Annotated in this window: 20 protein-coding genes (1 of these 20 only partly in view); 6 read left to right on the top strand and 14 right to left on the bottom strand. The window is 65.4% G+C overall.

Annotated elements, in window-relative coordinates:
• The 9 genes from J3454_RS14750 to J3454_RS14710 all read right to left on the bottom strand — a co-directional run.
• On the bottom strand, positions 1–1392 hold the 5' portion of the coding sequence (locus tag J3454_RS14750) for a methyl-accepting chemotaxis protein (RefSeq protein ID WP_349514517.1). It extends 471 nt beyond the left edge of the window; 1392 of the gene's 1863 nt are visible here — the first part of the coding sequence; its start codon is at positions 1390–1392; the stop codon falls past the left edge of the window.
• 95 nt (positions 1393–1487) lie between these two features.
• Entirely contained in the window at positions 1488–3293 is a 1806-nt protein-coding gene (locus J3454_RS14745) for a methyl-accepting chemotaxis protein (RefSeq protein ID WP_349514516.1), read from the bottom strand.
• Positions 3290–4801, bottom strand: coding sequence for a putative bifunctional diguanylate cyclase/phosphodiesterase (locus tag J3454_RS14740; RefSeq protein WP_349514515.1), 1512 nt, complete (start codon positions 4799–4801; stop codon positions 3290–3292). The genes J3454_RS14745 and J3454_RS14740 overlap by 4 nt, the downstream gene beginning before the upstream one ends.
• A gap of 133 nt (positions 4802–4934) precedes the next feature.
• Positions 4935–5798, bottom strand: a complete 864-nt coding sequence (locus tag J3454_RS14735; protein WP_349514514.1) for a CheR family methyltransferase — start codon at positions 5796–5798, stop codon at positions 4935–4937.
• Between the two features lie 10 nt (positions 5799–5808).
• A complete protein-coding gene (cheB, locus tag J3454_RS14730; protein WP_349514513.1) occupies positions 5809–6930 on the bottom strand; it encodes a chemotaxis-specific protein-glutamate methyltransferase CheB in 1122 nt (373 codons plus the stop codon).
• The gene (locus J3454_RS14725) at positions 6927–7292 is read right to left on the bottom strand and encodes a response regulator (RefSeq protein WP_349514512.1); all 366 of its coding nucleotides are present in this window, start codon (positions 7290–7292) and stop codon (positions 6927–6929) included. The genes cheB and J3454_RS14725 overlap by 4 nt, the downstream gene beginning before the upstream one ends.
• Before the next feature lie 55 nt (positions 7293–7347).
• Entirely contained in the window at positions 7348–7800 is a 453-nt protein-coding gene (locus J3454_RS14720; protein WP_349514511.1) for a chemotaxis protein CheW, read from the bottom strand.
• Positions 7797–10247 carry a chemotaxis protein CheA gene (locus tag J3454_RS14715; protein ID WP_349514510.1) on the bottom strand — a complete coding sequence of 817 codons (2451 nt, stop codon included), beginning with the start codon at positions 10245–10247 and terminating at the stop codon, positions 7797–7799. Before J3454_RS14715 ends, J3454_RS14720 begins: the two co-directional genes overlap by 4 nt.
• A gap of 53 nt (positions 10248–10300) precedes the next feature.
• Positions 10301–11686 (bottom strand): MATE family efflux transporter, encoded by a 1386-nt coding sequence (locus J3454_RS14710; RefSeq protein WP_349514509.1) that lies wholly within the window; start codon positions 11684–11686, stop codon positions 10301–10303.
• 101 nt (positions 11687–11787) lie between these two features.
• Between J3454_RS14710 and J3454_RS14705 the strand changes: the two genes are divergently transcribed.
• Positions 11788–12552, top strand: coding sequence for a class II aldolase/adducin family protein (locus J3454_RS14705; protein ID WP_349514508.1), 765 nt, complete (start codon positions 11788–11790; stop codon positions 12550–12552).
• A 32-nt stretch (positions 12553–12584) separates the two neighbouring features.
• Positions 12585–13142: a (2Fe-2S)-binding protein gene (locus tag J3454_RS14700; protein WP_349514507.1), complete on the top strand. Its 558-nt coding sequence runs from the start codon at positions 12585–12587 to the stop codon at positions 13140–13142.
• Between the two features lie 6 nt (positions 13143–13148).
• Here the strand turns inward: J3454_RS14700 and J3454_RS14695 are convergent, their stop codons facing one another.
• A complete protein-coding gene (locus J3454_RS14695; protein WP_349514506.1) occupies positions 13149–15347 on the bottom strand; it encodes a TonB-dependent receptor in 2199 nt (732 codons plus the stop codon).
• A 153-nt stretch (positions 15348–15500) separates the two neighbouring features.
• Here J3454_RS14695 and J3454_RS14690 point away from each other — a divergent pair, with 153 nt between their 5' ends.
• Entirely contained in the window at positions 15501–15845 is a 345-nt protein-coding gene (locus J3454_RS14690; protein ID WP_349514505.1) for an arsenate reductase family protein, read from the top strand.
• A gap of 117 nt (positions 15846–15962) precedes the next feature.
• Here J3454_RS14690 and J3454_RS14685 read toward each other — a convergent pair whose 3' ends face one another.
• Together J3454_RS14685 and J3454_RS14680 are read right to left on the bottom strand one after the other, a co-directional pair.
• Complete coding sequence (locus tag J3454_RS14685; protein ID WP_349514504.1) at positions 15963–17336, bottom strand: MFS transporter; 1374 nt, start codon at positions 17334–17336, stop codon at positions 15963–15965.
• A 21-nt stretch (positions 17337–17357) separates the two neighbouring features.
• The gene (locus tag J3454_RS14680) at positions 17358–18209 is read right to left on the bottom strand and encodes a glycerophosphoryl diester phosphodiesterase membrane domain-containing protein (protein ID WP_349514503.1); all 852 of its coding nucleotides are present in this window, start codon (positions 18207–18209) and stop codon (positions 17358–17360) included.
• 83 nt (positions 18210–18292) lie between these two features.
• On the opposite strand from J3454_RS14680, the gene lipB reads away from it, so the two are divergent.
• Together lipB and J3454_RS14670 are read left to right on the top strand one after the other, a co-directional pair.
• Positions 18293–18982, top strand: a complete 690-nt coding sequence (lipB, locus tag J3454_RS14675; protein WP_349514502.1) for a lipoyl(octanoyl) transferase LipB — start codon at positions 18293–18295, stop codon at positions 18980–18982.
• Complete coding sequence (locus J3454_RS14670; protein WP_349514501.1) at positions 18979–19287, top strand: hypothetical protein; 309 nt, start codon at positions 18979–18981, stop codon at positions 19285–19287. Before lipB ends, J3454_RS14670 begins: the two co-directional genes overlap by 4 nt.
• 2 nt (positions 19288–19289) lie before the next feature.
• Here the strand turns inward: J3454_RS14670 and J3454_RS14665 are convergent, their stop codons facing one another.
• Entirely contained in the window at positions 19290–20417 is a 1128-nt protein-coding gene (locus J3454_RS14665; RefSeq protein ID WP_349514500.1) for an alkene reductase, read from the bottom strand.
• 70 nt (positions 20418–20487) lie between these two features.
• Here J3454_RS14665 and J3454_RS14660 point away from each other — a divergent pair, with 70 nt between their 5' ends.
• Entirely contained in the window at positions 20488–21390 is a 903-nt protein-coding gene (locus J3454_RS14660) for a DMT family transporter (RefSeq protein ID WP_349514499.1), read from the top strand.
• Here J3454_RS14660 and J3454_RS14655 read toward each other — a convergent pair.
• Entirely contained in the window at positions 21387–22736 is a 1350-nt protein-coding gene (locus J3454_RS14655) for a DUF2254 domain-containing protein (RefSeq protein ID WP_349514498.1), read from the bottom strand. The genes J3454_RS14660 and J3454_RS14655 overlap by 4 nt on opposite strands.
• Positions 22737–22758: the final 22 nt, after the last annotated feature.

The raw sequence follows: 22758 nt of genomic DNA, 5'->3' as shown, positions 1-22758 counted from the left end.
CTGGGCGATGGTCTGGATCAGTTCGACGATCTGGCCCACTTCCTCGGCCGAGGCTGCCAGCGCAGAAATGGTCTCGTCCGCTTCGCCGGTGGCTGCGGTGGCGAGCCGGGCGAGTTCGCTGGAGGAGGCCGCCTGACGGCTGATCTCGGTGATCGACAATGCGAATTCATCGCTTGCTGCGGCGGCAGCGGTGGCCCCGGCGTTGGCCTCGTCCATTGCGCTGGCGACTTCGCCAGTCCGGCGACTGGCCTCCTCGGCGCTCGATGCCATCCGGGTAGCGGTGGTGTGCAGCTGGCTGGAAGCGGCAGCGACGCCGCCCACAACTTCGCCGACGGTGCGTTCGAATTGCAGCGCCACGTCTTCAAGCATGGCGGCCTTGCGCGCATCGGCTTCGTTCCGTTCGCGCTCGCGCTCCTGCTGCAATTGCAGTTCCTGCTCGACCTTTTCGGACCGCTCGCGTGAGCGGTCCTCCATCCACTTGTTGGCCTTCTGGAACATTTCGAGCGCGCGGACCATCTGTCCGATCTCGTCCTTCCGCTCGCCGCCTGCGATGGTGAAATGCCGGTCGCCCGAGGCCAGCTGGTTCATGCCCCCGGTAATCTCGCCGATCTTGCGCGAGAAATCGCGTGACAGATAGGCAAGGCCCAGCAGCAGCACGACCCCGCCAATCATGGCGAGCACGGCAAGGATCAGCACCATGTTGGAGAAATACGCGATCCCCGTCGCTTCCTGTGTTTCACCGCGAGCGGCCAGATCATCGGTGAGGCGGCGTGCCGCATCGAGCATTCGGTCCCCTTCTGTAGCGACGGCGGCGGCGGCCGCATTCGCACTGCCGCCCGCGCGCACAGCCTCGCTGGCACGGTCGGTCTCGCTCCGCATGGCATCCAGGCGAGCCCCGAGATCACCCGCGCGCGGCGTCATGTCGGGCACATGTTCGGCCAGAATGGCGTCAATGGCGGAGACTTGCGTCATCACTGCGGCTTCGCTGGCGCGCTGGCTTTCGCGCAGGGCGGGCGATGTGTCATAAAGTGCACGCACCGAGTGGTAGCGCAGCTCCCCCGCCGCCGATTGCAATTCCCCGGAGGCCACCACCGCATCCTGTACGCGCGCCGAGGCATTGTAGCGGTTCCAGAGCTCTCCCAGCCCCAAGCCGAGCACCAGCGACATGGCAACGCCAACGGCGAAAAAGATGCCGAAGATCGTGTTGATCTTGTTCGTCAGCGACAGGTCGCGGAACCAGCCGAGCCGTTCGAGCAGGCTGATCTGCACGTGCGCAGCGGTAGCTGGCGCCGCTGCCGGTGCATCGCCGATTTCGAATTCGGATTTAAGGTCGCGCACATATTCGGGAACGGCCTGTTCCTCGCGGCGCTCCTGCAGGGTCATCATGTTCATGCCGCATTCCCCCTGGGGTGGTCTTCAAGCAATTGTGAAGGAAAATCCTTTCCAAAAGCTTGCCTCCGGCCACAAAGCCCAAGGATTGACGCGGATTATCCGTTGCGCACCCGGGTAAGGAAGGCCTGCACCTGCTGCCGCAAAGTGTTGGCCTGACTTTCGAGGCTGGTCGCGCTCGACAGCACCTGGCTGGCGGCGGATCCGGTTGAAAGTGCCATTTTCCGCACTTCTTCGACGTGGCCAGAGACCCGTTCAGTGCTGCGCGCAGCGAGATCGATGCTGCGGGCGAGATCCTGTCCCGCGACCGATTGCTGATCGACGGCGCTGGCGATCGAGACTGCGGTGGTTTCGAGCTGCTGGATCTGTCCTGCGATCGATCGCAGGGCGGTGACGCTGGCGCCGGTGGTGTCCTGCATGGCCTGGATCTGTTCGGCGATCTTGTCGGTGGCGCGGCTGGTCTGGTTGGCGAGTTCCTTGACCTCGCTCGCCACCACCGCGAACCCGCGTCCGGCCTCGCCTCCGCGCGCTGCCTCGATCGAGGCGTTCAGGGCCAGCAGGTTGGTGCGCCTGGCGATGCTCTGGATCAGTTCGACGATCTCGCCAACCTGCTGCGCGGACGCGGTCAGCGCGCCGATGGTGCTATCGGCCTGACGTGCGGACAGCGTGGCTTCACGCGCCAGTTCGGCAGAACTCGCGGCCTGGCGGCTGATCTCGCCGATCGACATGGCGAATTCGTCGCTGGCCGATGCGGCAGCGGTTGCGCCGAGATTGGCCTCTTCCATCGCGCTTGCGGCTTCGCCGGTGCGGACGCTGGTATCCTCGGCGGTGGTGGCCATCAGTTTCGAGGTGGCCTGCAGCTGGCTGGATGCGGCGACCACGCCGGTCACGACGTCGCCGACAGTGCGTTCGAACTGGTCGGCGACATCGCGCAGCATGTTTTCGCGCGCGATCCGCGCCTCTTCCTGCTGGAGCTGCAGCCGGGTGCGTTCGTCCAGTTCTGCACTGACGCGCTCGGCGCGGTCGCGGCTCAACCTTTCGAGCCGCATTCCGGCGCGGTGAAACACCTGCAGCGCGCGGGCCATTTCGCCGATTTCGTCGCGGCGGGTCGCGCCGGTAATGGCCACATCCTTTTCGCCCGATGCCAGCCGCGTCATCTGCCCGGCCATGGTTTTCAACGATCCGCCGACGGCGCGGTTGACATAACGCTGGGCCGCCAGCGTGATGAGCGTCAGCACGCCGGCGATACCGATCCACACGAACAGCAGCGACGAAATCAGATCGGCGCCCGCGTCGGAGCGTCTGTCCGCATCCTCGCCCAGCGATTGCGCCATCGCGCGACCCGCTTCAAGCACCGCGTCGCCGGTTGCAGCGACCGCGCTGGCCCGGTCGTCGCGGCGGCGAATATCGACCGGAGCCGATTCCATGGCGGCGATCTGGCGGCGGAAGTCAGCGACGCCTTCGCGGATAAGCGCAAGGCGATCATAGGCGCCGACATTGGAACTGCGAAGATCGTCTCCGAGGCGGGCAATCGCCCGGTCGGCGGCGGCGAGTTCATCCAGCGAAGCCCGCACGCGCGCCGGGTCGCTGCTGACGACCAAGGATTCGGCATGGCGCCGTCCCTCGCTGAGATGGACAACCAGCCGTTCCGCCTCGAGTGCATGGTCGTGCGTGAGGTTGATCCGCTCCGCGCGATTGCCCAACTCCACGAACCCGCCGATTGCGAACAGTCCGGCACACAGCGCCAGAGCGAGGTTGACGGTGAAGAAAAACGAAACCTTACCGCCCACGGACAGTCCGGCGAACCAGTAGCGCAAGCCGCCGAGTTGCTCCGCCTGCGGTTCGGCTGCCTCGGCTGCATGTTCTGCGGCGAGATCGACGGCAAGTTCGTTAAGCGCGCTCATGCTGCCTGACCTTTGAGAGACTTGTCGGCCTGTTCTTGTATCAAAAGGTCGATCTGTGCTGCCGGCATGGCGCGGAAGTACAGCCAGCCCTGGATCTGGTCGCACCCGGCGAGACGCACGAGTTCGGCCTGTTCCTCGGTCTCGACCCCTTCGGCGGTCACCCCCATCTTGAGCGCACGGGCGAGCGCGATGCTCGACAGCATCATCGCCCGGCTGCCTTCGTCGCCGCCTGCCAGTTCGATCAGGCTGCGGTCGAGTTTGAGCTTTTCGAAACGAAACCGCCGCAGGAACCCGATCGAGGCATAGCCGGTGCCGAAATCGTCGAGCGCGATACGCACCCCGAAAGAGCGGATCACATCGAGCGTGCGTTCGGCCACCAGTGGATCCAGTACGAGGCAGGTCTCGGTGACTTCCAGCTCCAGCCGGTGCGGCGGAAAGCCGGTTTCTTCCAGCACCTCGCCCAGCTTGATGGGGAATTCCGGGTTGCGCAGCTGCGCCGCGGATACATTGACCGACAGCGTGATATCGCCCCACCGCAGCGCATCGCACACTGCCTGCCGCAACACCCACTGCCCGAGCGGGTTGATCAGCCCCGAATCCTCTGCAACCGGGACGAAAATGGCCGGGCCGAGCGGCTGGCGGTCCTCGCGGTCCCAGCGCAGCAGCGCCTCGACCGCAACAATCTTGCGACTTTCTGCATCGACCAGCGGTTGATAGGCGAGCGAGAATTCCCCTGCGGCGATGCCGGTGCGGATTTCCTCCTCGATTTCGCGCACGCGTTCGCGGCGGCGGTCGAAGCTTTCGTTGAACCAAGTGCAGCGCATCTTGCCGCCGCGCTTGGACATGGACATTGCCACGTCGCTACGACGCAGCAGTTCCGAAGACGGCACGCGGTGATCGGCGGTGCTGCGTGCAAGCCCGATGCTCGCGCCGATCGCGATTTGGCGGCCATTGATCTCCATCGGCGTTGCCAGCCGTTCGATCAGGGTGCGGCACATGCCTTCGAGTATGGTGCCCGCCACCTTGCCGCTCATGACTGCAGCGAATTCATCGCCGCCGAGCCGGTAGCAGCGCGCCTCGCTGCCGCACACCTCGCGCAGCATCTGCGCATATTGTTCGATCAGTTGATCGCCGACGGCATGGCCGAAATGATCGTTGACCTGCTTGAAACTGTCCAGATCGATAAGCGCCAGCGCCACTTCCCCGTCGCCGCGCGATTTGCGTTCGATATACTCGTGCAAAGCCCTGCGATTGGGCAGGCGGGTGAGCGGATCGGCGATGCCCAGCGTGGCAAGCTCGCGCACATTGGCAATCGCAGCGGTGCCGAGCAGCACCAGAATGACGGAATAGATCAGGATCGTGGCGGTAATCAGCGGGCCGGGCGCAGCGATGGTCAAGCGGTCGTTGAGACTCACCGCAAGCGCCGCAATCGCTGTCATCAGACAGGCGATCGCGAGCGGCACCAGCACCAGGCCGGCAGGCGTCAGACGCAGGGGCTTTTTGGTCAACGACAAACTCACATTCCCGATCCGGTCAGCGCAAACTTGGCCGATTCCGGTGAATGGAATCGTAAACAGCAGCGGCTAAGGAAGGGTAAAGCCCGCACCCGAATGCGCCCTGAGCCCCTCTTCCTTGCGCCGTTCAGCCAAAGCGCAGGTGGCGCGCTTCGCGGGCGGCCTGCAGTGGTTCGAAAAAACTGGCTCGGCTGGGTGCCGGGACAAAGCGTTCGGTCTGACCGACCACGGTTTCGCCCGCACCCAGCATCAGGAAACCATCGGGCATGACGGCGCTGGCGAGCCGATCGAATGCGGCAGTGCGGGTGGCGCGATCGAAATAGAGCAGCACATTGCGGCACAACACCAGGTCGAACGGCTGGCGTCCCGGATGCGGGCCGAGCACATTGTGCTGCCGGAATTGCACCATCCGGCGCGTGTTCTCGCGGATCTGCCACCCCGGCGCGGCTTCGTCGAAATGGCGCAACATCTGCGTCACGCCGAGCCCGCGCTGCACTTCGAACTGGCTGTAGAGCCCGCTGCGGGCGGCGCTGATGGCGCGGTGGGAGACATCGGTGCCGAGCAGTTCGATGGTCCAGCCCCGCCAGCGCTCCTGCTGCTCCGCAAAAAGCATAGCGAGCGAATAGAGTTCCTGCCCGGTGGAGCAGCCCGCCGACCAGATCGAGAGGCGCTTCACCGCGGCGCGGCGGCGGGCCAGGTCGGGCAGGATTTCGTGTGGCAGCTGGTCGAAGGTCGGCTTGTCGCGGAAGAAATAGGTCTCGTTGTTGAGCAGCGCCTCGACCACGTCTTGCGACAGATCGGGACTGTCAGGGCCGGTGCGCGGCGCAGCCAGCAAGCAGACCAACTGATCGACATTGCTGATGCCGTGATCGCGGAAAATGCCCGCCAAGGCCGAATTGACCCGCCAGCGGCGGCTTTCGGTAAGATGCTGGCCGGTGCGTGCGGCAAGCAGATCGGCGATGATCTGGTGGGAGGCTTCGCTGGTTTCCACGATGAGCGCCTCAACCCTGCCGCAACAGCGGAGCGCTGGCCTGCGCCATGATGGTCTCTCCGATCCGTTCAGGTGGGGCGATCAGGCTGGCGAGCCCCGCCTTGGCGACCGCGCCGGGCATACCCCATACTGCGCTGCTGGCCGCATCCTGGGCATAGATCGTGCCGCCTGCCGCAACCAGTTCCTGTGCGCCGATCACGCCGTCGCGGCCCATGCCCGACAGGATCACGCCTAGCGCGCGGCCTTCGCATGCCGTTGCAAGGCTGGAGAGCATCGGATCGACCGAGGGCAGGCAACCGCTCAGGCTGGGTTCCGAGCAGATGCGCGTGAACAGCCGGTCCCCGCTGCGACGCACAAGCATATGGCCGTGTCCGGGGGCGACAAGGATGCGTCCGGCGCGGATCTCGGTTCCGTCTTCGGCGATATCGGCGGGGCGGCTGCAGGCGTTCTCGACCTGCCGCGCAAACACCGGGATGAAAGAGGCCGGGAGGTGCTGGGTGATGAGGATCGGCCAGTCGCAGTCCGGTCGCAGCGTGCGCAGCAACAGGCCGAGCGCGTGAATTCCGCCAGTCGATGCGCCGATGGCCACCACGTCCGTGCGGCGCTGGCGCAGCGGCGGGGCCGGACGCGCGAACGAGCGTTCGATCGGGCCTTCTGCGTTGCTTACCGAGTCCGCCGACCGGGCGCCGAGCGCGCGGATCTTGCCGAGCAGCTGGGCGCGGTAATCTTCGTTGAAGCCGCCGGGCCGCGGTTTCGGCAGGGTATCGGCGGCCCCCATCTGGAGCGCGGCCAGCGTGTGTTCGGCCCCGTCCATGGTGAGCGAGGAAACCACCAGCACCTGCGGGCTGGCTGGGGTGGCGAGGATCGCTGGGAGGGCGTCCAGTCCGCCCATGCCGGGCATTTCGAGATCGAGCAGCATCACGTCGGCGGGCTCGGCAGCGAGTTGAGCGATGGCGCGTTCAGCGCTGCTGGCGGTCCCGGCTACAACCAGCGCCGGATCGCTTTCCACCATGCGCTTGAAGATGGTGCGCACGGTCAGCGAATCGTCGACGATCATCACCCGGATCGCGCGGGCCACGCCGGTTGCGCTGCGGCGGGCAGCGACGGGATAGTGGCGGCCAGCCGGGCTCACGCGAAGCCGACGAGCTGCAGCTTGATCTGGAGCGTTTCGTGGTCGAACGGCTTCATCACATATTCGTCGGCCCCCGCTTCGATCGCTTCGCGGATGTGGGCCACGTCGTTTTCTGTGGTGCAGAACACCACCTTGGGCTTGTCCCCGCCGGGGCGTTGGCGCAGGTGCACGAGGTATTCGATCCCTGTCATCACCGGCATGTTCCAGTCGAGCAGCACCACATCGGGCATCGCCGCCTCGCAGGCATCGAGCGCGGCCTTGCCGTTCTCTGCCTCGTCGACGGTGAAGCCGAGCGTTTCGAGAATATGCCGCGAAACCTTGCGGATCACCCGCGAATCATCGACGATCAGGCACGTTTTCATGGCATTTCCTGCGTTGGACCCGGCCTGAACCTAGGAAAATTGGGTAAGTTTTGCATTAAGCCGCAGCCTCGATATCGCCGCGCGGGCTTTCGGGGCCGGCGATCAGCGCGGCCAGATCGATCAATAGCGCAGGTCCGGTCATGGTTTCGATCATGCCGGTGGCAATGCGCGACCATTCGGGGCCGAAGCCTCCCGGAATCTGCCCCGGAAATCCGGCGGCGGTGGTGATGTCCTCGATCCCGTCGACCATCAGCGCATAGGAATGCCCGCCGCTGGCGACCACCGCCGCGCGATCGTCCCGGGGCCATTGTTCGCTATCGAAGCCGAGCGCGCTGCGACAATCGATCACCGTCAGCGATTGGCTGCGCAGCGCGGTGATCCCGGCAACGAAATCGGGCGTGCGCGGCACCGGCGTGATGCAGCCGAGTTCGATCACCGATTTCACGTCATGCGCGCTCAAGGCGCAGCGGCGTCCGGCGATCTGGATGATGACCAGCAGTTCGCTCATGCGTCCGGCCCTCCGGCAACGCGAGAATTGCGCACCGAAGCGAGCGCGGCAAACAACGCCTCGCGGTCATAGCGGTAGATCGTCGCGCCGCCGCCCTGCGGATCGTCGGGGTGATCGCGCAGGCGGATCACCGGCCCGGCAGGCGGGCGGCCGAGTGCTTCGGCGACTTCGAACACATCCTCGAACATGATCGCCACATCGCCCGGCCTTGTCCGCCCCTGAGGCACGACCACATATCCGGCCGAAGTGACCAGCGGGGCGAGAATGGTGCGCGCCCATTCGCTGTCGGGCAGGATGGCGCGCGGCCGCATATCGGGTGCGGCCTCGGGCGGCTCGCCATGGCGCGCGAAAAGTTCATGCGCATCGATCAACGCCACCGGCTCGCCATCGACCAGCGTCAGTGCCTCCACCAGCGGATCTTCCGGCACCGGGGTGAGCGCATCGGTCAGCAGAATCGCGTCCTCGACCTCGCTCACCGCATGAAGCAGTTCGCACGTCCCGTCGCTGAGCCGCAGCAGGCGCAGCTTGTCGCGGTCCAGCGGTGCGTCGGGCAGGCCCACCAGCGGCAGGATCAGACCGTCGATCACCACCCGCACGCGCGCGCCGGAACGGTCGATCGCGGCGGTCGGCGTTGTCTCGATGCGCTGCACCAGTTCGAGCCGCACGGCACACCGGCGTCCGGCGAAATCGGTGAACAGCATCGCCCGCGCCGCGGCGGCTGTTGCAGCAGCGGTGTCCTCCTCCGGCGGCTGGAGCACCCGCGCGCGTCCGTCCGAGACGAGATCGTGGTGCGCAGCGATATTGGTGACATCCAGCAGCAGCACCGGCTGGCCATCGTCAAGCAGTGTCGATCCGGCATACAGCCCGGACTTCATCACTGCCGGCGCCAGCGGCTTGACCACCAGATCGCCGTGGCTGTGGATGTGATCGACCGCCAGCGCGAACAGATCGCCGGTGGCCAGCCGCAGCAGCACCAGCGTGAATTCGCGGGCAGCGTCGGGGCGTTCCAGCCCGAGCACCTCGGCCAGCATCAGGCAGGGGATGCGGTTGCCGCGGAAGGTGACCAGCGCAGTCTCGCCCATCCGGGTGAAATCGAGCGCACCGGCGGTCGCCTGAACGATTTCCTCGACATAGCCCTGCGGGATCGCAAAGCGTTGACTGCCGATCTCGACGGTCAACCCGGCGATAATGCTGAGCGTCAGGGGGATCTGCAAGGTGAACTGAGTGCCTTCGCCCGGCTGGCTCGACACCTTGATGCTGCCGCCGACCTTTTCGAGGTTCTGGCGCACCACATCCAGTCCGACCCCGCGGCCCGAGACACTGCTGACCGTTTCGGCGGTGGACAGGCCGGGTTCGAAAATCAGGTTCAGGATCTTGTCGCGGCTCATCACGGCGCGTTCGGCGGCGCTGATGAGGCCGTTGGCGATCGCCTTGGCCGCGATTCTTTCCTCGTCCAGCCCGCGTCCGTCATCGCTGATGACGATACCGATAGTGTTGCCCGATTGGCGCGCGGCGATGGCGATCAGGCCGATCTCGCGCTTGCCACCCGCAAGGCGGGCGGACGGCGGTTCGATCCCGTGGTCGATGGCGTTGCGGATCAGGTGGGTGAGCGGATCGCGGATCGTCTCGATCATCTCGCGGTCGAGTTCCACATCGCCGCCGTCGCAATCGACCATCACCTGCTTGCCAAGGTCGGCGGACAGGTCGCGCACCAGCCGGGGCAGCACGCTCAGCAGTGTCTCGATCCGCTGCATCCGCATCCGGGTTATGGCGTCGCGCACGTCGGAAAGGATCGCGGTCAGCCGCTCGAATGGGCCATCGATGGTCGGCTGGTTGCCCGCCTGCCGCAGCCGGTGGGCGAGATCGTTGCGGGCCAGCACCATGTCGGAAACGCCGCTCATCACCCGGTCGAGCAGTTCGACCGGCAGGCGGATGGTGCGCTGCCCGGCGGCATCGGCGCGGCGGACGGCGGGGCTCGCGAAATCATCGGGCCGGTCCAGCAGCGCGCTGGCGGGGGCGTGCAAGGGCGGATTTGCGCCTGCATCTGCCGCATCCGCCGCTGCATCGGCGGTTGCTTCACCTGGACCATTGACTGCCTCGATCAGCGCCTCATCCCCGCCATCGGGGTATTCCTCGCCCGCTTCGATCGCATCGACCATCTGGGCGATCCGGTCGATGATGGCGAGCACCGCGTTGACAAGCTGCTGATCCGGGTCCCGCCGCCCGGCGCGGCAATCGGCAAGCGCGTCTTCGGCGGCATGGCTGAGGCGGGCGAGGCGCGGAAAATCGAAGAAGCCGCAATTGCCCTTCACCGTATGGACAAAGCGGAAGATCGCATCGATCCGCGTGCGGTCGTCCGGATCCGCCTCCCACGCGACGATTTCGCCGCCGGAAGCCTCCAGCATTTCGCGGGTCTCGGCGATGAAATCCGCCAGCAGATCGTCCATCAGGTGCGCGCCCTTTTGTCTTTCGGGACACGCTATGCGGCAGGGTTGGTTAATTAAGACCTAGCGCGGCCTGCTCCGCGTATTGGGGCCGATGCCTGCCGGGTAAAGATGTGGCGCACCAGCAGCACCGCTGTGACCGCGCCGAACACATTGGCGGCGAGTTCCGCGGTGTAGATCGCCGCGCTGCCCATGCCGGGCTGCAATATCAGCGCGGCCGGCAGCATCACCAGAAACACCCGGCCCACCGATTGCACCAGCGCATAGCCTGCCTTGTCGACCGCGTTCATGATGCCATTGCCGACGATCAGCAGGCCGAACCCGGCATAGCCCCAGGCCGCTATTTCGAGATAGAGCGCGAATTCGGCGATAACCGCCGGATCGTCGGTGAACAGCCGCGCGAAGCTTTCGCCCGCCAGCACCATCGCCACAGCGACGAACAGGCCCCAGACCACGCAGAAGCCAGCGGCCCACAGCGCCGCCTCGCGCGACCGGTCATATCGGCAAGCGCCCCAGTTCTGGCCGACGATTGCCCCGATCGCGCCCGACAACCCGAGCAGCGGCACGATCACGAAGCTTTGCAATCGGCCCGCCGCGCCGAAGCCCGCCACCGCCGCCTCGCCCTCCAGCGCGACCAGCGCGGTGAGGATCGAGAGGCCCAGCGGGTTGATCGCGTTGGAAAAGGCGGCGGGCAGGCCGACCCGGATGATCGCCTTGGCCGGATCGATCAGGCTGCAATTGCGCAGCAGCGACAGATCGAGCGGCAGCGATGTCGTGCGCGTCAGCCAAACGGCAACGGCCACCCCGATAGCCCACCCGATCACCGTGGCATAGGCCGCGCCTGCCATGCCGTAGCCTTCCACTCCGAAAGCGCCGGTGATCAGCAGCGGATCGAGCACCCAGTTGGCCGCGGCATAGGCGATGCTGACCGTGCTCGTCCGCCGCGCTTCGCCCTGTCCGCGCAGCACCCCGTTGAAGCCCATGATGACGAGGAGCAGCGGAAAGCCGATGGCATAGGGCTGCATATAGGTGCGGATCACCGGCATCAGGTCGGCCGGCGCGTTCATCGCAGTGAAGATCGGATCGATCCCGAACCACAGCATCGCGGCCATTGCGATCCCGCAGCCCGCCGCGAACACGATCCCGAAATTGGCACGCCGCGCCGCACGTTCGTGATCGCCTTCGCCCAATGCGCGGGCGACCACCGAATTGATGCCGACCATGATGCCGACACCCAGCGAGGTGATCGCTACCGAGACCGGGAAGATAAACGATATCGCCGCCAGCGCATCCGAGCCCAGCTGGCCGATGAAATAGGCGTCCACCAGCCCGATCGACATGATCGCCGCCACGCCGATCACCATCGGCAGCGTCTGGCTGACGAGGTGCCCCGGAATGCTGCCGTTGACCAGTCTGGGAAGGCTTTGATCGGACGCGCTCATCTGACTGCAAGGCGTAGCGGGACAGCGCACCGCTTGCAAAGCATTCCCCACGCCGCGATAATACTGCGAAAGCGCAACGCGACGCGAGGAGAGAACACGTCATGGCAACCCAGCTCAAGCCCGGTATCGAATGCAGCAAGGTAGAATGGCAGGCCCGGCTGGATCTGGCCGCGTGCTACCGCATCTTCGATCACCTCGGCTGGTCGGAATCGATCTACAACCACATCTCGTTGAAAGTGCCGGGGGAGGAGGATACGTTCCTCATCAACCCGTTCGGCCTGCTGTATTCGGAAGTGACCGCCAGCAACCTCGTCAAGATCGATGTCGAGGGCAATAATGTCGGCGGGTCGCCTTACATGGTGAACAAGGCAGGCTTCACCCAGCATGCCTATTTCCATAAGCATCTGGGCGAGAAAGCGCAGGCGATCTGCCACGTCCACACCACCGCGACGATGGCGGTGTGTAGCCACAAGGACGGGCTGCTGCCGACCAATTTCTACGCCTGCAATTTCCAGGGGCAGATCGGCTATCACGATTTCGAAGGCATCACCGTGCGCGCCGAAGAAGGCGAGCGGCTGGTGCAGAACCTTGGCGATCACACCATCCTGATGCTGCGCAACCACGGCCCCGTGGTGATGGACAAGACGATCCCCGGCATGTTCATCAAGATGTGGGCGCTCCAGCGCGCCTGCGAAATCCAGGTGGCGACGCTCGGCATGGGCAATCCCGCGCTCGTTTCACAGGACGTGGTCGATGTCCACCAGCGCGATCTGTCGGTGATGAGCGGGCAGGGCGGTGCTGGGGTGTTCGATTTCGAGGCGTGGAAGCGCCGGGTCGACAAGATCGACGACAGCTGGCGGCAATAAGCGCCTAAGGCACGCCTCACAAGGAACTGGCAATGTCCCGCATGACCGTCAACGAACGGCCCGTGGAGTTCAATCTCGATCCGCGGATGCCACTGCTTTATGCGCTGCGTGAGGCGATGAACCTCACCGGCACCAAGGCGTGTGGCGGCGGCGAATGCGGCGGCGCGTGCATGGTGCTGGTCGACGGGGTGGCGCTGCGATCATGCAAGATCACGCTGGCCGAGGCCGAGGGGCGGATCATCACCACCATCGAGGGGCTCTCGCGCGACCGGTCGCATCCGGTGCAGCAGGCGATGGTGGCGCAGCAGGCGATCCAGTGCGGATATTGCACCCCCGGCATCGTCATTGCGGCGGCGGCGCTGATCCAGCGCAACCCTTCGCCGAGCCGCGAGGAGATCGAGAGCGCGATCCCGAATATTTGCCGGTGCGGCGTCTATCCCCGGCTGGTGACGGCGGTCGAACAGGCGGGGCGGGTGGCGCAGCGACAGGAGCGCATCAGCGCCGCGCCAGCGCCCGGCATCAGCGCCGAAGACGCGGCCAAGGCCGTCCCCGCGCTGCGGGCGCCATCCGAGATGGACGACGCCCGCTAGCCTTGGTCAGAACCGCGCGCTGATCGTGAACCGTGCATTCAGCGGCGGGGCCACGGTCAGTTCGTTGGCGGAATGGGCGGTGGGGAAGTACAGTTCATCAAGCAGGTTCTCGACGTTGACTTGCAGGCGCAGATTGTCGCTGACGTCGTAGAACACGGCCATGTCGACCCGCGCGTAGGCGGGCAGGGTGGCGGTATTGGCATTGTCGGCAAAGCTTTCGTCCTGCGCGGTTACACCGAGGCCGAAGCCCAGCTGATCGGTCGCCTGGAAATTGTTCCAGATCGAAAACATATGCTCGGGCAGTTCGCGAAGCCGCCGACCGGTCGGTCCGGTGCGGCCCTGCTGCTCGCCATCGAGATAGGAATAGCCTGCCGACAGGAACCAGCCATCGGTGACCTGCCCCAGCAATTGCGCTTCGAAGCCGCGGATCTTAGAATCTACCACATCGAGCGTATCGGGATTGGCGTCCGACACCTGCGGCGATGACTGCTCGATCTGGAACACCGCGCCCGTCAGTGCGAGGCCGGGGCGGATGTCCCACTTCACCCCGGCTTCGAGGTTGGAGAAGGTATCCGGATCGAGCGCATCGGCAGGCGGATTGATATCCGCAAACTGATCGCCCGAACGCGGCAGGAAGGTTTCCGAATAGCTGGTGTAGAGCGACAGGTTCTCCTGCGGCTTGACGATGAGGCCGAGGCGCGGGGTGATCTCCTCGTCCTTGCGGGTGCGGGTGCCGCCATTCTTGAGGTCGCGCACCGTGATCTCGAACGAATCGAACCGCGCGCCCAGCACCACCCGCAGCCAATCGGCGAGCTTGATCTCGTCCTGAATGTACGCCGAAAGCACCGTCAGGTCGGCCTCTGTATCGTCATTCAGTGCGGTGAACGGGCCGCTTGTTGTACGCCCGTCTGCCAGCGTGCCGACACCGCCGCGCAAGGGGAAGGGGCGGATCGCCGGGAAGAATTCGACATCGGTGCGACGCGGATTTGCGGGATTGGCGAGATTGTCCGCGACCGCCGTGTCGAACACCGGATTGAACCGGTCGTTGTTGTTGCTGGTGTCGATATATTCCCCGCCGACAATCAGCGTGTGGCCGATCCCGCCGGTTGCGAATTCGCCGACGAGGTTGCCCGACAGCACGAGGCTCTGGCGCTGGGTGGTGTCGATATACCCGTCCATCGCCACGACATTGGTGGCCTGATCGTAACCGACCGGGAAGTAGTTCGAATAGACCTTGTCATAATCGCCCCACTGAGCGGTGACATTGCCTTTGAGGCTGTCGGAGAAATTGTGCTGCACCGTGCCGCGCAGCACGTGGGCGCGGAAAGTGGTGTAATTGTTTTCCGCATCGCCAAAGGTGACGCGCTGCAGGAAGCGTACCGGATCGCCATTGGCGTCGGTCGGAATGCCGCGATCAATGAAGCGTTCGTGATCGACATATTCGTAGGCGAGGTCGATGGTTGTCGTTCCGCCGAATTCGGCGCGGAAGGTCGGATTGAAGCCGATCTGCTCGCCATCGAACAGGTCGCGGTGATTGCTCAGGCTTTCATAGGCCGCGTTGATGCGCAGGGCCGAATTGTCGCCGGTGGCAAGGTTGATGTCGGCCCAGATGTCGTTGGCACCGATGCTCCCCGCCGAGGCGCGCACACCGACGAAGGTTTCGCCCACCACGCCTTTCTTGGTCACGCGGTTGAGGATGCCCCCGGTGCCGCCGCGCCCGAACAGCAATGCATTCGGCCCGCGCAGAATTTCGACCTGTTCGAGATTGTAGAGCCCCCGGTAATACTCGACGTCGTCACGCACCCCGTCGACGAAGAAATCGGCGGTCGATCGCACGCCGCGGAACACAACGGCATCGCGGTGGCCTTCGCCCTGCGAATTGGTGACACCCGGCGTGTAGTTGACGATGTCGCCGATCGAATCGAAGCCCTGCTGGATGATCTGATCGGCAGTGGTGATCGAAAGCGATTGCGGCACGTCGATGATCGGCGTGGGCGATTTCAGCGCGTTCAACCGGTCCGAATAGAGCACGTCACCGGTGACGACGATGTTCGATCCGCGATCCCCGGCATCGTCCGCGCCGGTTCCTGCTTCGGCGCTGGAAGCGGTTTCGGATGTTTCGGCAGCGGCGGTTTCGGCAAGAGCGGGGAAAGCGATGGTGGCGCAACCAAGCAGCAGCACGGTGCGCGCGAAAACGTGAATCATGGAATGCCTTTCTCGAAGTTGCAGGCGAGCTATTGCAACTTACTCGCATCTGCAAGTCTTTCGAGTTTTGGCATTTGATAATCGCCAAACTGTGGCTTTTGGGTCGCGCGTCGCCTATTCGCACCGCTGCCCGACAACAGGAGGAAAGCGGCGATGAAGGCGACGATCTGGCACAACCCTAAATGCGGCACGTCGCGCAAGACATTGGCGATACTGGAGAATATCGACGGGATCGATCTGACCGTGATCGAATATCTGAAAGCGCCGCCGACGGCCGAGAAGCTCGCCCAGCTTTACCGCGATGCCGGGATAACCCCGCAAGCCGGCCTGCGCCTGCGCGGCACGGATGCGGCGACACGCGGGCTGCCCGATGCCGATGACACGGCAGTGCTTGCAGCGATGGCGGCCGATCCGGTGCTGATCGAACGCCCGCTGGTCGAAACCGACAAGGGCGTACGCCTGTGCCGGCCGCAGGATGTGGTGCTGGAGATTGTGTGATCTTCCGCCTGCCATTCGGCGTGCGGAATCCTCGCTCACGCTGGCTACGCCAGCATCACTGCGGGCGCCCTTCCGGGCTTGCGGCAGCATCGCCGCCGCTCAGGGCAGTCCTCGATCTCAGGCGCGTTCCCGCGTCAAATCCTGATCGGCCTGCAGCGCGAACCAGCCATGCGCCAGCACCGCGGCACAGAGCGCGATGATGAGACCGAAGCCGAGCCAGTCGGAATGGCCATACAGCCACACGCCGAGCGCGGGAGCATAGATGTAACTCGCCCCCGCCAGCGAGGCGACGATGCCGGAAGCCTGCCCCTGCTCGGCGCGTGTCACCGCCAGCGAAGTTCCCGCCGTGGTGCCGGGCCGGAACAGGCCGAAACCTAGCGACGCAATGGCATATCCCAGCGCAATCAGGTGCAGATCGCCCGCCACGGCCAGCACCGCGGTACCCAGCGCCGCTGTCGCAATTCCCCACAAGGTCGCGGCACGCGGGCCGAGATCGAAGCGCGGGATCAGCCCCCATTGCGCCAGCAACGTGGCAATCGCACCGCTCATCAGCACCAGCCCGACCGGGCCAGCGCCTTCCGCCGGGGTCTCGCGCAGGCCCAGCCGATCAAGCACGAGAAAGCCCGAGATCCCCAGCACCATCGCCTGCGCATGGCCGCCGAAGAACCCGGCGAACACCCATGGCCGCAGGCGCGGATCGAGCCAGCCGAGGCGCGGCGGCTCCACGCCTTCCTGCGGTTCGCTGCCGTCCTCCGGTTCGAGGGTGGTCTGCGGATCGCTCGGCGCGCCCGACCCGCTCGCATAGGCCGTTGCCTGCCCGCGTGCGGCGAATTGCGGTTCGTCGTTCGGCAGGCGCCAGCGCAGCAGCACCAATGCCACCACGCCGATCAGCGCGAAGCAGATGAACGGGCCGGTGAGGCCGAACCCCAGAAACGGCAGCACCATCAACGGCGCCAGCGCCGGGCCGATCACCGTGCCCAGCCCAAAGCTCGATGCGATCAGGGACAGCGCCTGCGTCCGCTCGGCGCGCGGCGTGCGCGATGCGACATAGGCCTGCACTGCTGGCGGTGCGGCGCTGCCGAACCCGCCGTAAAGGCTGCGCGCCGCTGCGAAAGCGATCAGCGCCCAGAAGGCCGAAAGCCAGCCCGACAGCCCGAGATAGAGCGCCAGCCCGCACAGCAGCATCGATATGATGAAGCCGACCAACCCCAGCGCCATCATCGCCTTGCGCCCGCGCTTGTCCGAACGCCTTGCCCAGAACGGTGCGCACACGACCCACAGCAACGCCGACCAGCTATAGGCCAGGCTGATCCACACGTCGGCCACGCCCAGCGCGGTGCCGATCGAGGGCATCACCGATTGCATCGCGGTGTTGCCCGCCGCCGTTACCAGCATGACGGTGAACAGCAGTGCCATGCGCGAAGGCGGGATCGCCCGCCCCGCCGGGACGGCTGCCGGGGCGTGGCTCAGTTCGGGATCGGTATCGGCCATCGCAGTGCTTGCGCCGAGGCGCTAATCGAAGGTTTCGGCCAGCCGCTCGGGCGACGCGCCTGCCAGCTGGCGGTGGATCGCGGCGATGACGACGAGAAAGATGACGCTCACGACAGTGTTCACCAGCGCGTTCACTAGCCCGGAGCCGATACTCGCCACCGCCCCGCCGAACGCGGACAGGATCAGCGTCAGCACGGCCGCCACCAGCCCGCCGATGATCGCGATGGTAATCAGCAGCAGAAACAGGAACAGCAGGATCCGCAAGCTGTTGCCCTTGGTCAGCCGCCACGAACGGGCGATCGCGCTGAACGGGTTGCGCACCTCGTCAATCGCCACCACAGGCGCGATCAGTGAAAACTTGATGATCAGATAGATCGCCAGGACAATCAGCACCAAGGTCGCCAGCACGGTGATTGCCGGCGGAGCGAACGCCGCGATCAGGCCGAATGGCAGACCGATGGCAAGCCCAGCGGCCAGCGCGCTGATCAGCTGCGCGGCGATATAGGACGGAATGCTTTTCAACCCCTTGCTCAATGCCTCGCCCACAGTCGGGTTGCCGCGGTCGCTGAGCAGCGCGAGCAGGCTCATCGATCCGACGAACCCGGCGATGGTGATGATCAGGAACAGCGGCCAGTTATCGGCGTAAACTGCGGTCATCTGGTCGACCATCGCCTGCATCGCGGCCTGCGGATCACCGCCCGCCGGGGTATCTGGCGGCGGCGGGTTGACCATCTCCGGCGCAAGCAGCCCTGCGGCGAAGGAGGGCAGGAAGATGAACAGCCCCGCCAATGCAGAAATGGTGTCGCGGTTCGCACCGATCAGACCTGTCGCCTGTGTCCAGGCCTTGCCCATATCCAGCTTGCGGTTTGCCATGGTGCTTTCGATCCCCTGAAGCTGTGGCTGCGATCTCGCAATCGCCTCTTGATAAGCGCGCTCAATGCCCCCACCGAAGCGGCATGGCAAGCACTGCTCCCCAAACCGAACATCTCGCGCGCATCGAATGGCGCCGCGACAGCGCGCTGGTGCCGTATGCGCAGGCGCTCGCCGCGATGGAGGCCCGCAATCAGGCGGTGGCGGTAGGGGCGGAGAGCGAGCTGATCTGGCTGCTCGAACACCCGCCGGTCTACACCGCCGGCACCAGCGCCGATCCGGCCGAACTGGTCGATCCGCGCTTCGACGTGGTCGCAGCCGGGCGGGGCGGGCGCTATACCTATCACGGGCCGGGCCAGCGGGTCGGCTATCTGGTGCTCGACCTGAACCGGCGCGGCAAGGACCTGCGCTGCTTCGTCCACGCGATCGAAGGCTGGGTGATCGCCACGCTTGCGCGCTTCGGCGTCGAAAGTTGGCGGGCCGAGGGGCGGGTGGGCATCTGGACCCGCGATATCGACGGCACCGAGGCCAAGATCGGCGCGATCGGCGTGCGCGTGCGGCGCTGGGTGACGATGCACGGCTTTTCGGTGAACCTCGATCCCGATCTTGCGCATTTCAGCGGCATCGTGCCTTGCGGTATCGCCGAATACGGCGTCACCAGCATGGCACGGCTGGGGCTGAGCGTTTCGGCCGCGCAATGGGACGAAGCCCTGATCGCCACCAGCGATGATTTCCTTGACGCGCTGGACGCCGCAGCGAAAAGAGCGTGCCGATGAAACGCGCCGCAATCCTGTGCCTGGCCCTGTTGGCCGCCGCCTGCACCGAAGATGCCGCTGCCCCGCCTGCACAACAGGGCGGCGAGGCGGCGGGCGAAGTGCTGGGCGGGTCGATCAGCGACGCGATGATCCCGCTCGAACAATTGCGTTCGGAAGCCCCGCTGATGCCGCGCCAGAACGCCGCGCCGGGTGCCCCCGACGATACGGCGGCAGACGCGGCGGATGGTGAAGGCGCGGGGACAAGCGAAGGGGCCGAAGCAGCGCCGCCCGCCGCCCCGGCCCCTGAAAACGCCCCCGAAGAATAGTCTTACTCTGCGGCTTCGGCCTGTTCTTCTTCCAGCGTCGGGTAATCGATGTACCCCTGCGGAATCGGGTAATACCAGCTTTTCGGCACGTCCTTGTTGGGGTTCCAGTGCGCGCCCGCCGCGATCCGCGTTTCGAGATCGGGGTTGGAAATATAGGGGCGGCCAAAGCTGACCGCATCGCACTTGCCGCCGGTCACATCGGCCACGGCTTCTTCCGCTGTGTAATCCGAATTGAGGATCAGCGGGCCGGTGTAGATCTGGCGGATCAGCGGGCTCTGCTTGGGCACGTCGGTGCTGCCGAAGGTGCCCTCGGGGCCGGGCTCGCGCAGTTCGACGAAGGCGAGGCCCAGTTCCTCGCACACCTTGGCCGCCGCACCGAATGTTGCAGCCGGGTCGCTGTCATCGGTGCCTTGCGAATCGCCATTGGGCGACAGGCGGATGCCGACGCGGTCCGCGCCCCATACATCGATCAATGCTTCGAGCACTTCGCGCATGAAGCGGGTGCGGTTTTCCGGGCTGCCGCCATATTCGTCGGTGCGCAGGTTCGTCTTGTCGCGCAGGAACTGGTCGATCAGATAGCCGTTCGCGCCGTGCAGCTGCACCCCGTCAAAGCCTGCTGCCTTGGCGTTTTTGGCGGCGTGGCGGTAATCGCCAATCGTGCGCTGGATGTCTTCGTGCGTCATGGCGCGCGCTTCGGCATAGGGCTGCTTGCCGGTCGGCGTGTGCGCCTCTCCCGGTGCGGTGGTGGCGCTGGCGGAGACCGGCGGATTGCCGTCGAGGAACACCGGGTGGACGATCCGCCCCATGTGCCACAGCTGCATCACGATCAGCCCGCCTTCTTCATGCACGGCCGCAGTGGTCGCCTTCCACGACTCGACCTGCTCGCCCGACCAGATGCCGGGGGCCGACGGCCAGCCCAAACCTTCGCGGCTGATCCCGGTCGCTTCGGTCAGGATCATGCCTGCGCCAGCGCGCTGGCGGTAATAGGTCGCCATCAGTTCGTTGGGGGTGAACATCGGCTCGGCCGCGCGGCCGCGGGTGAGCGGGGCCATGAAAATCCGGTTTTTCGCAGTGAGCGCGCCCATGGTGAGCGGCTGAAACAGAACCTCATGTTTTTGGGCGTCATGCATGTGTGGGTAATCCTTTCGAACCAGTTTCGATTGGCTATTCACTTGGCCCCGCCAGGGCTACGGCGCAAGGATGGAAAATGCGGGCGCGCCCCAAGCTGAACTTGTCGGAGAGCCTCCTCGCCCGGCGGCGTGGCTGCTGCTCGCGGCTCTGCTCGGCGGCAATGTCGCGCTGGCGCTGGGGCCGTGGTTCGTGCGGATGGCCGATGCCGGACCGGTTTCTGCCGGATTCTGGCGGCTGCTGCTGGCGCTGCCGTTTCTGGTGCTGCTGGCGCGGGCGAACGGTCAGCGGCTGAGCGGGATGGGCGGCAAGACGCTGGCGCTGGTGGCGCTCGGCGCAGTGACCTTCGCGCTCGATCTGGCGAGCTGGCATACCGGCATCGGCATGACCCGGCTGGGCAATGCGGTATTGTTCGGCAATGCCGGGTCGATCGTGTTGTTGTTCTGGGTATTCATTGCTCACCGGGAGTTGCCCAAGCCGCTGGAATGGCTCGCGATCATCTTTGCACTGACCGGCGCGGCGATCCTGATGGGGCGCAGTCTGGAAATCTCCACCGCGACGCTGATCGGCGATCTGTTCTGCCTCGCTGCCGGACTGCTCTATGCTGTTTATCTGCTGACGCTGCAGGGGGCACGCGGCGCGTTCGGATCGTGGAGCCTGCTGGTGTGGGTAAGCCTGTTCGGCTGCCCGGTGCTGCTCGCCATCGCGCTCGCGCTGGGGGAGCCGGTGTGGCCGGGCGATTGGGGGCCGATAGTGGGCCTGTTCATCGGTAGCCAACTGATCGGGCAGGGCCTGATGGTCTATTCGCTCAAGTACTTTCCGCCGCTGGTGATCGGGCTTGCGCTGCTGACCCAGCCTGCCGTCGCCTCGCTCTATGGCTGGCTGGCGTTCGGCGAGGTTCTGAGCGCGCTCGACATCCTCGGCATGGTGCTGGTCGGGGCGGCGCTCACGGTGTCGCGGGCCAGAGCGACTTAGGGCGCGAAGAAGCGTTCGAACGCAGTCAAACGATCTTCCACCAGCGCCAGATCCGGGCCTTTCAGTGCCAGCCGCGCCTGTTCGCCCAGCAAGTGGCCGTGTTCGCGCAAGATTGCGCGCCGGGTCATGTCCGTGATCGGCGCGGCGGCGTTTTCCAATGCCTCCAGCATGACCTGCGCGGCAATCGGGCTGGTTGCGGCCGCGCCGCGTATCCCGCCAAAACCGCGATTGACGTAATGGGCAAATGTGTCCGCGAGCGGGATCACCGGCTGGTCGCCATCGTCGTCATCGTCTTCATCGCGGAGCACCTGTTTGCGCAGGTTGCGCCGCGCAATCTCGGCAGTCGCCGCGCTCAGCCAGTGCAGCGCGTTGATCGCGGTGAAGGGATCATTGATGCCCGGCGATAGCGCCCGCAGCGCAATCTCGACCAGTTCATCGATCAGGAATTGCGGGTCCTGTTCCGGCGTGCGCACCGGGCCGATGGTGAAGGCATCGTGCAGCAGTTCATCGAGCGCCTCTGGCTCAGGGCCGGAAATGTCCATCAGCGCCAGCCCGCGATGAACGAAATCGCCGGTCCGCACCCGCAGCGAAAACACGCAATCGGCCTTGCGTGCAGCCTTTACGAGCGTTTCGAAATCGATCAGCTGGACATAGCCCGCCGACCAGGCATGGGCCGGCTGCCCGCCGCGCGGTTCGTGCGGTTCGCGAAATTCGCCCTCCTGCGGATAGGTTTCGCGGATGAGCCGCAGCAGCCGCCGCCCGATCCCTTCGAGCACGATGTTGATGCGGATCGACGAGGGGATGTGGTGCAGGAAGAACACCAGCACCGCCACGCACAGCGCGGTCAGGCCATAGGCGACCGCGAGCGATACCTGCGGGACGAAGCCCGGCAACGCATCCGATCCGCTGCCCGCACCATCGACCACCGCTCCGACGAAAGCGGCGGTCTCGTCCTCGCCGCGTACCGCGCGCAGCACCACCACCGCATAGACGAAACTGCCGATCAGCGTGGCAAGGCTGAGCTGATTGCCGCGATCTTCCATGAAATTGGTGAGCAGGCGCGGGCCGTAATTGCCGCTGGCATAGGCGACTGCGGCGATGGTGATCGAAAACACCGTCGCGGCGACCGCGATCATGCTGCCGGCCATGATCGACAGCATGGTGAGCGCACCCTGCGGCCGGGCAGGCAGGAACCATTCGGCCTTGCCCAGCGCGCTGGCCGCGCCGCTGCTGTCGACCGCGATCATCGCCATCGCCAGCACCGCCCCGAGGATCGAGAACAGCGCTGGATAAAACCAGTAGTTGGCGGTCAGCCGCGCCCAGTTGAAGCGGAGATTGGCGTTCATGAGGAGGGAATGCGCGAATGGC

Origin of the sequence: Erythrobacter sp. NFXS35, from assembly GCF_040148725.1 — a bacterium.
In the GTDB taxonomy this organism is placed as follows: domain Bacteria; phylum Pseudomonadota; class Alphaproteobacteria; order Sphingomonadales; family Sphingomonadaceae; genus Erythrobacter.
The sequence above is the reverse complement of the archived record's forward strand: the minus strand, read 5'-3'. Positions and strand labels throughout refer to the sequence as shown.

Coding starts and splice junctions, on each gene's coding strand:
- lipB (WP_349514502.1), top strand. CDS start 18,293: ATGGCAAGCACTGCTCCCCAAACCGAACATCTCGCGCGCATCGAATGG.
- J3454_RS14655 (WP_349514498.1), bottom strand. CDS start 22,736: ATGAACGCCAATCTCCGCTTCAACTGGGCGCGGCTGACCGCCAACTAC.
- J3454_RS14695 (WP_349514506.1), bottom strand. CDS start 15,347: ATGATTCACGTTTTCGCGCGCACCGTGCTGCTGCTTGGTTGCGCCACC.
- J3454_RS14725 (WP_349514512.1), bottom strand. CDS start 7,292: ATGAAAACGTGCCTGATCGTCGATGATTCGCGGGTGATCCGCAAGGTT.
- J3454_RS14745 (WP_349514516.1), bottom strand. CDS start 3,293: ATGAGCGCGCTTAACGAACTTGCCGTCGATCTCGCCGCAGAACATGCA.
- J3454_RS14710 (WP_349514509.1), bottom strand. CDS start 11,686: ATGAGCGCGTCCGATCAAAGCCTTCCCAGACTGGTCAACGGCAGCATT.
- J3454_RS14660 (WP_349514499.1), top strand. CDS start 20,488: ATGGAAAATGCGGGCGCGCCCCAAGCTGAACTTGTCGGAGAGCCTCCT.
- J3454_RS14690 (WP_349514505.1), top strand. CDS start 15,501: ATGAAGGCGACGATCTGGCACAACCCTAAATGCGGCACGTCGCGCAAG.
- J3454_RS14705 (WP_349514508.1), top strand. CDS start 11,788: ATGGCAACCCAGCTCAAGCCCGGTATCGAATGCAGCAAGGTAGAATGG.
- J3454_RS14670 (WP_349514501.1), top strand. CDS start 18,979: ATGAAACGCGCCGCAATCCTGTGCCTGGCCCTGTTGGCCGCCGCCTGC.
- J3454_RS14720 (WP_349514511.1), bottom strand. CDS start 7,800: ATGAGCGAACTGCTGGTCATCATCCAGATCGCCGGACGCCGCTGCGCC.
- J3454_RS14665 (WP_349514500.1), bottom strand. CDS start 20,417: ATGCATGACGCCCAAAAACATGAGGTTCTGTTTCAGCCGCTCACCATG.
- J3454_RS14715 (WP_349514510.1), bottom strand. CDS start 10,247: ATGGACGATCTGCTGGCGGATTTCATCGCCGAGACCCGCGAAATGCTG.
- J3454_RS14700 (WP_349514507.1), top strand. CDS start 12,585: ATGTCCCGCATGACCGTCAACGAACGGCCCGTGGAGTTCAATCTCGAT.
- J3454_RS14680 (WP_349514503.1), bottom strand. CDS start 18,209: ATGGCAAACCGCAAGCTGGATATGGGCAAGGCCTGGACACAGGCGACA.
- J3454_RS14685 (WP_349514504.1), bottom strand. CDS start 17,336: ATGGCCGATACCGATCCCGAACTGAGCCACGCCCCGGCAGCCGTCCCG.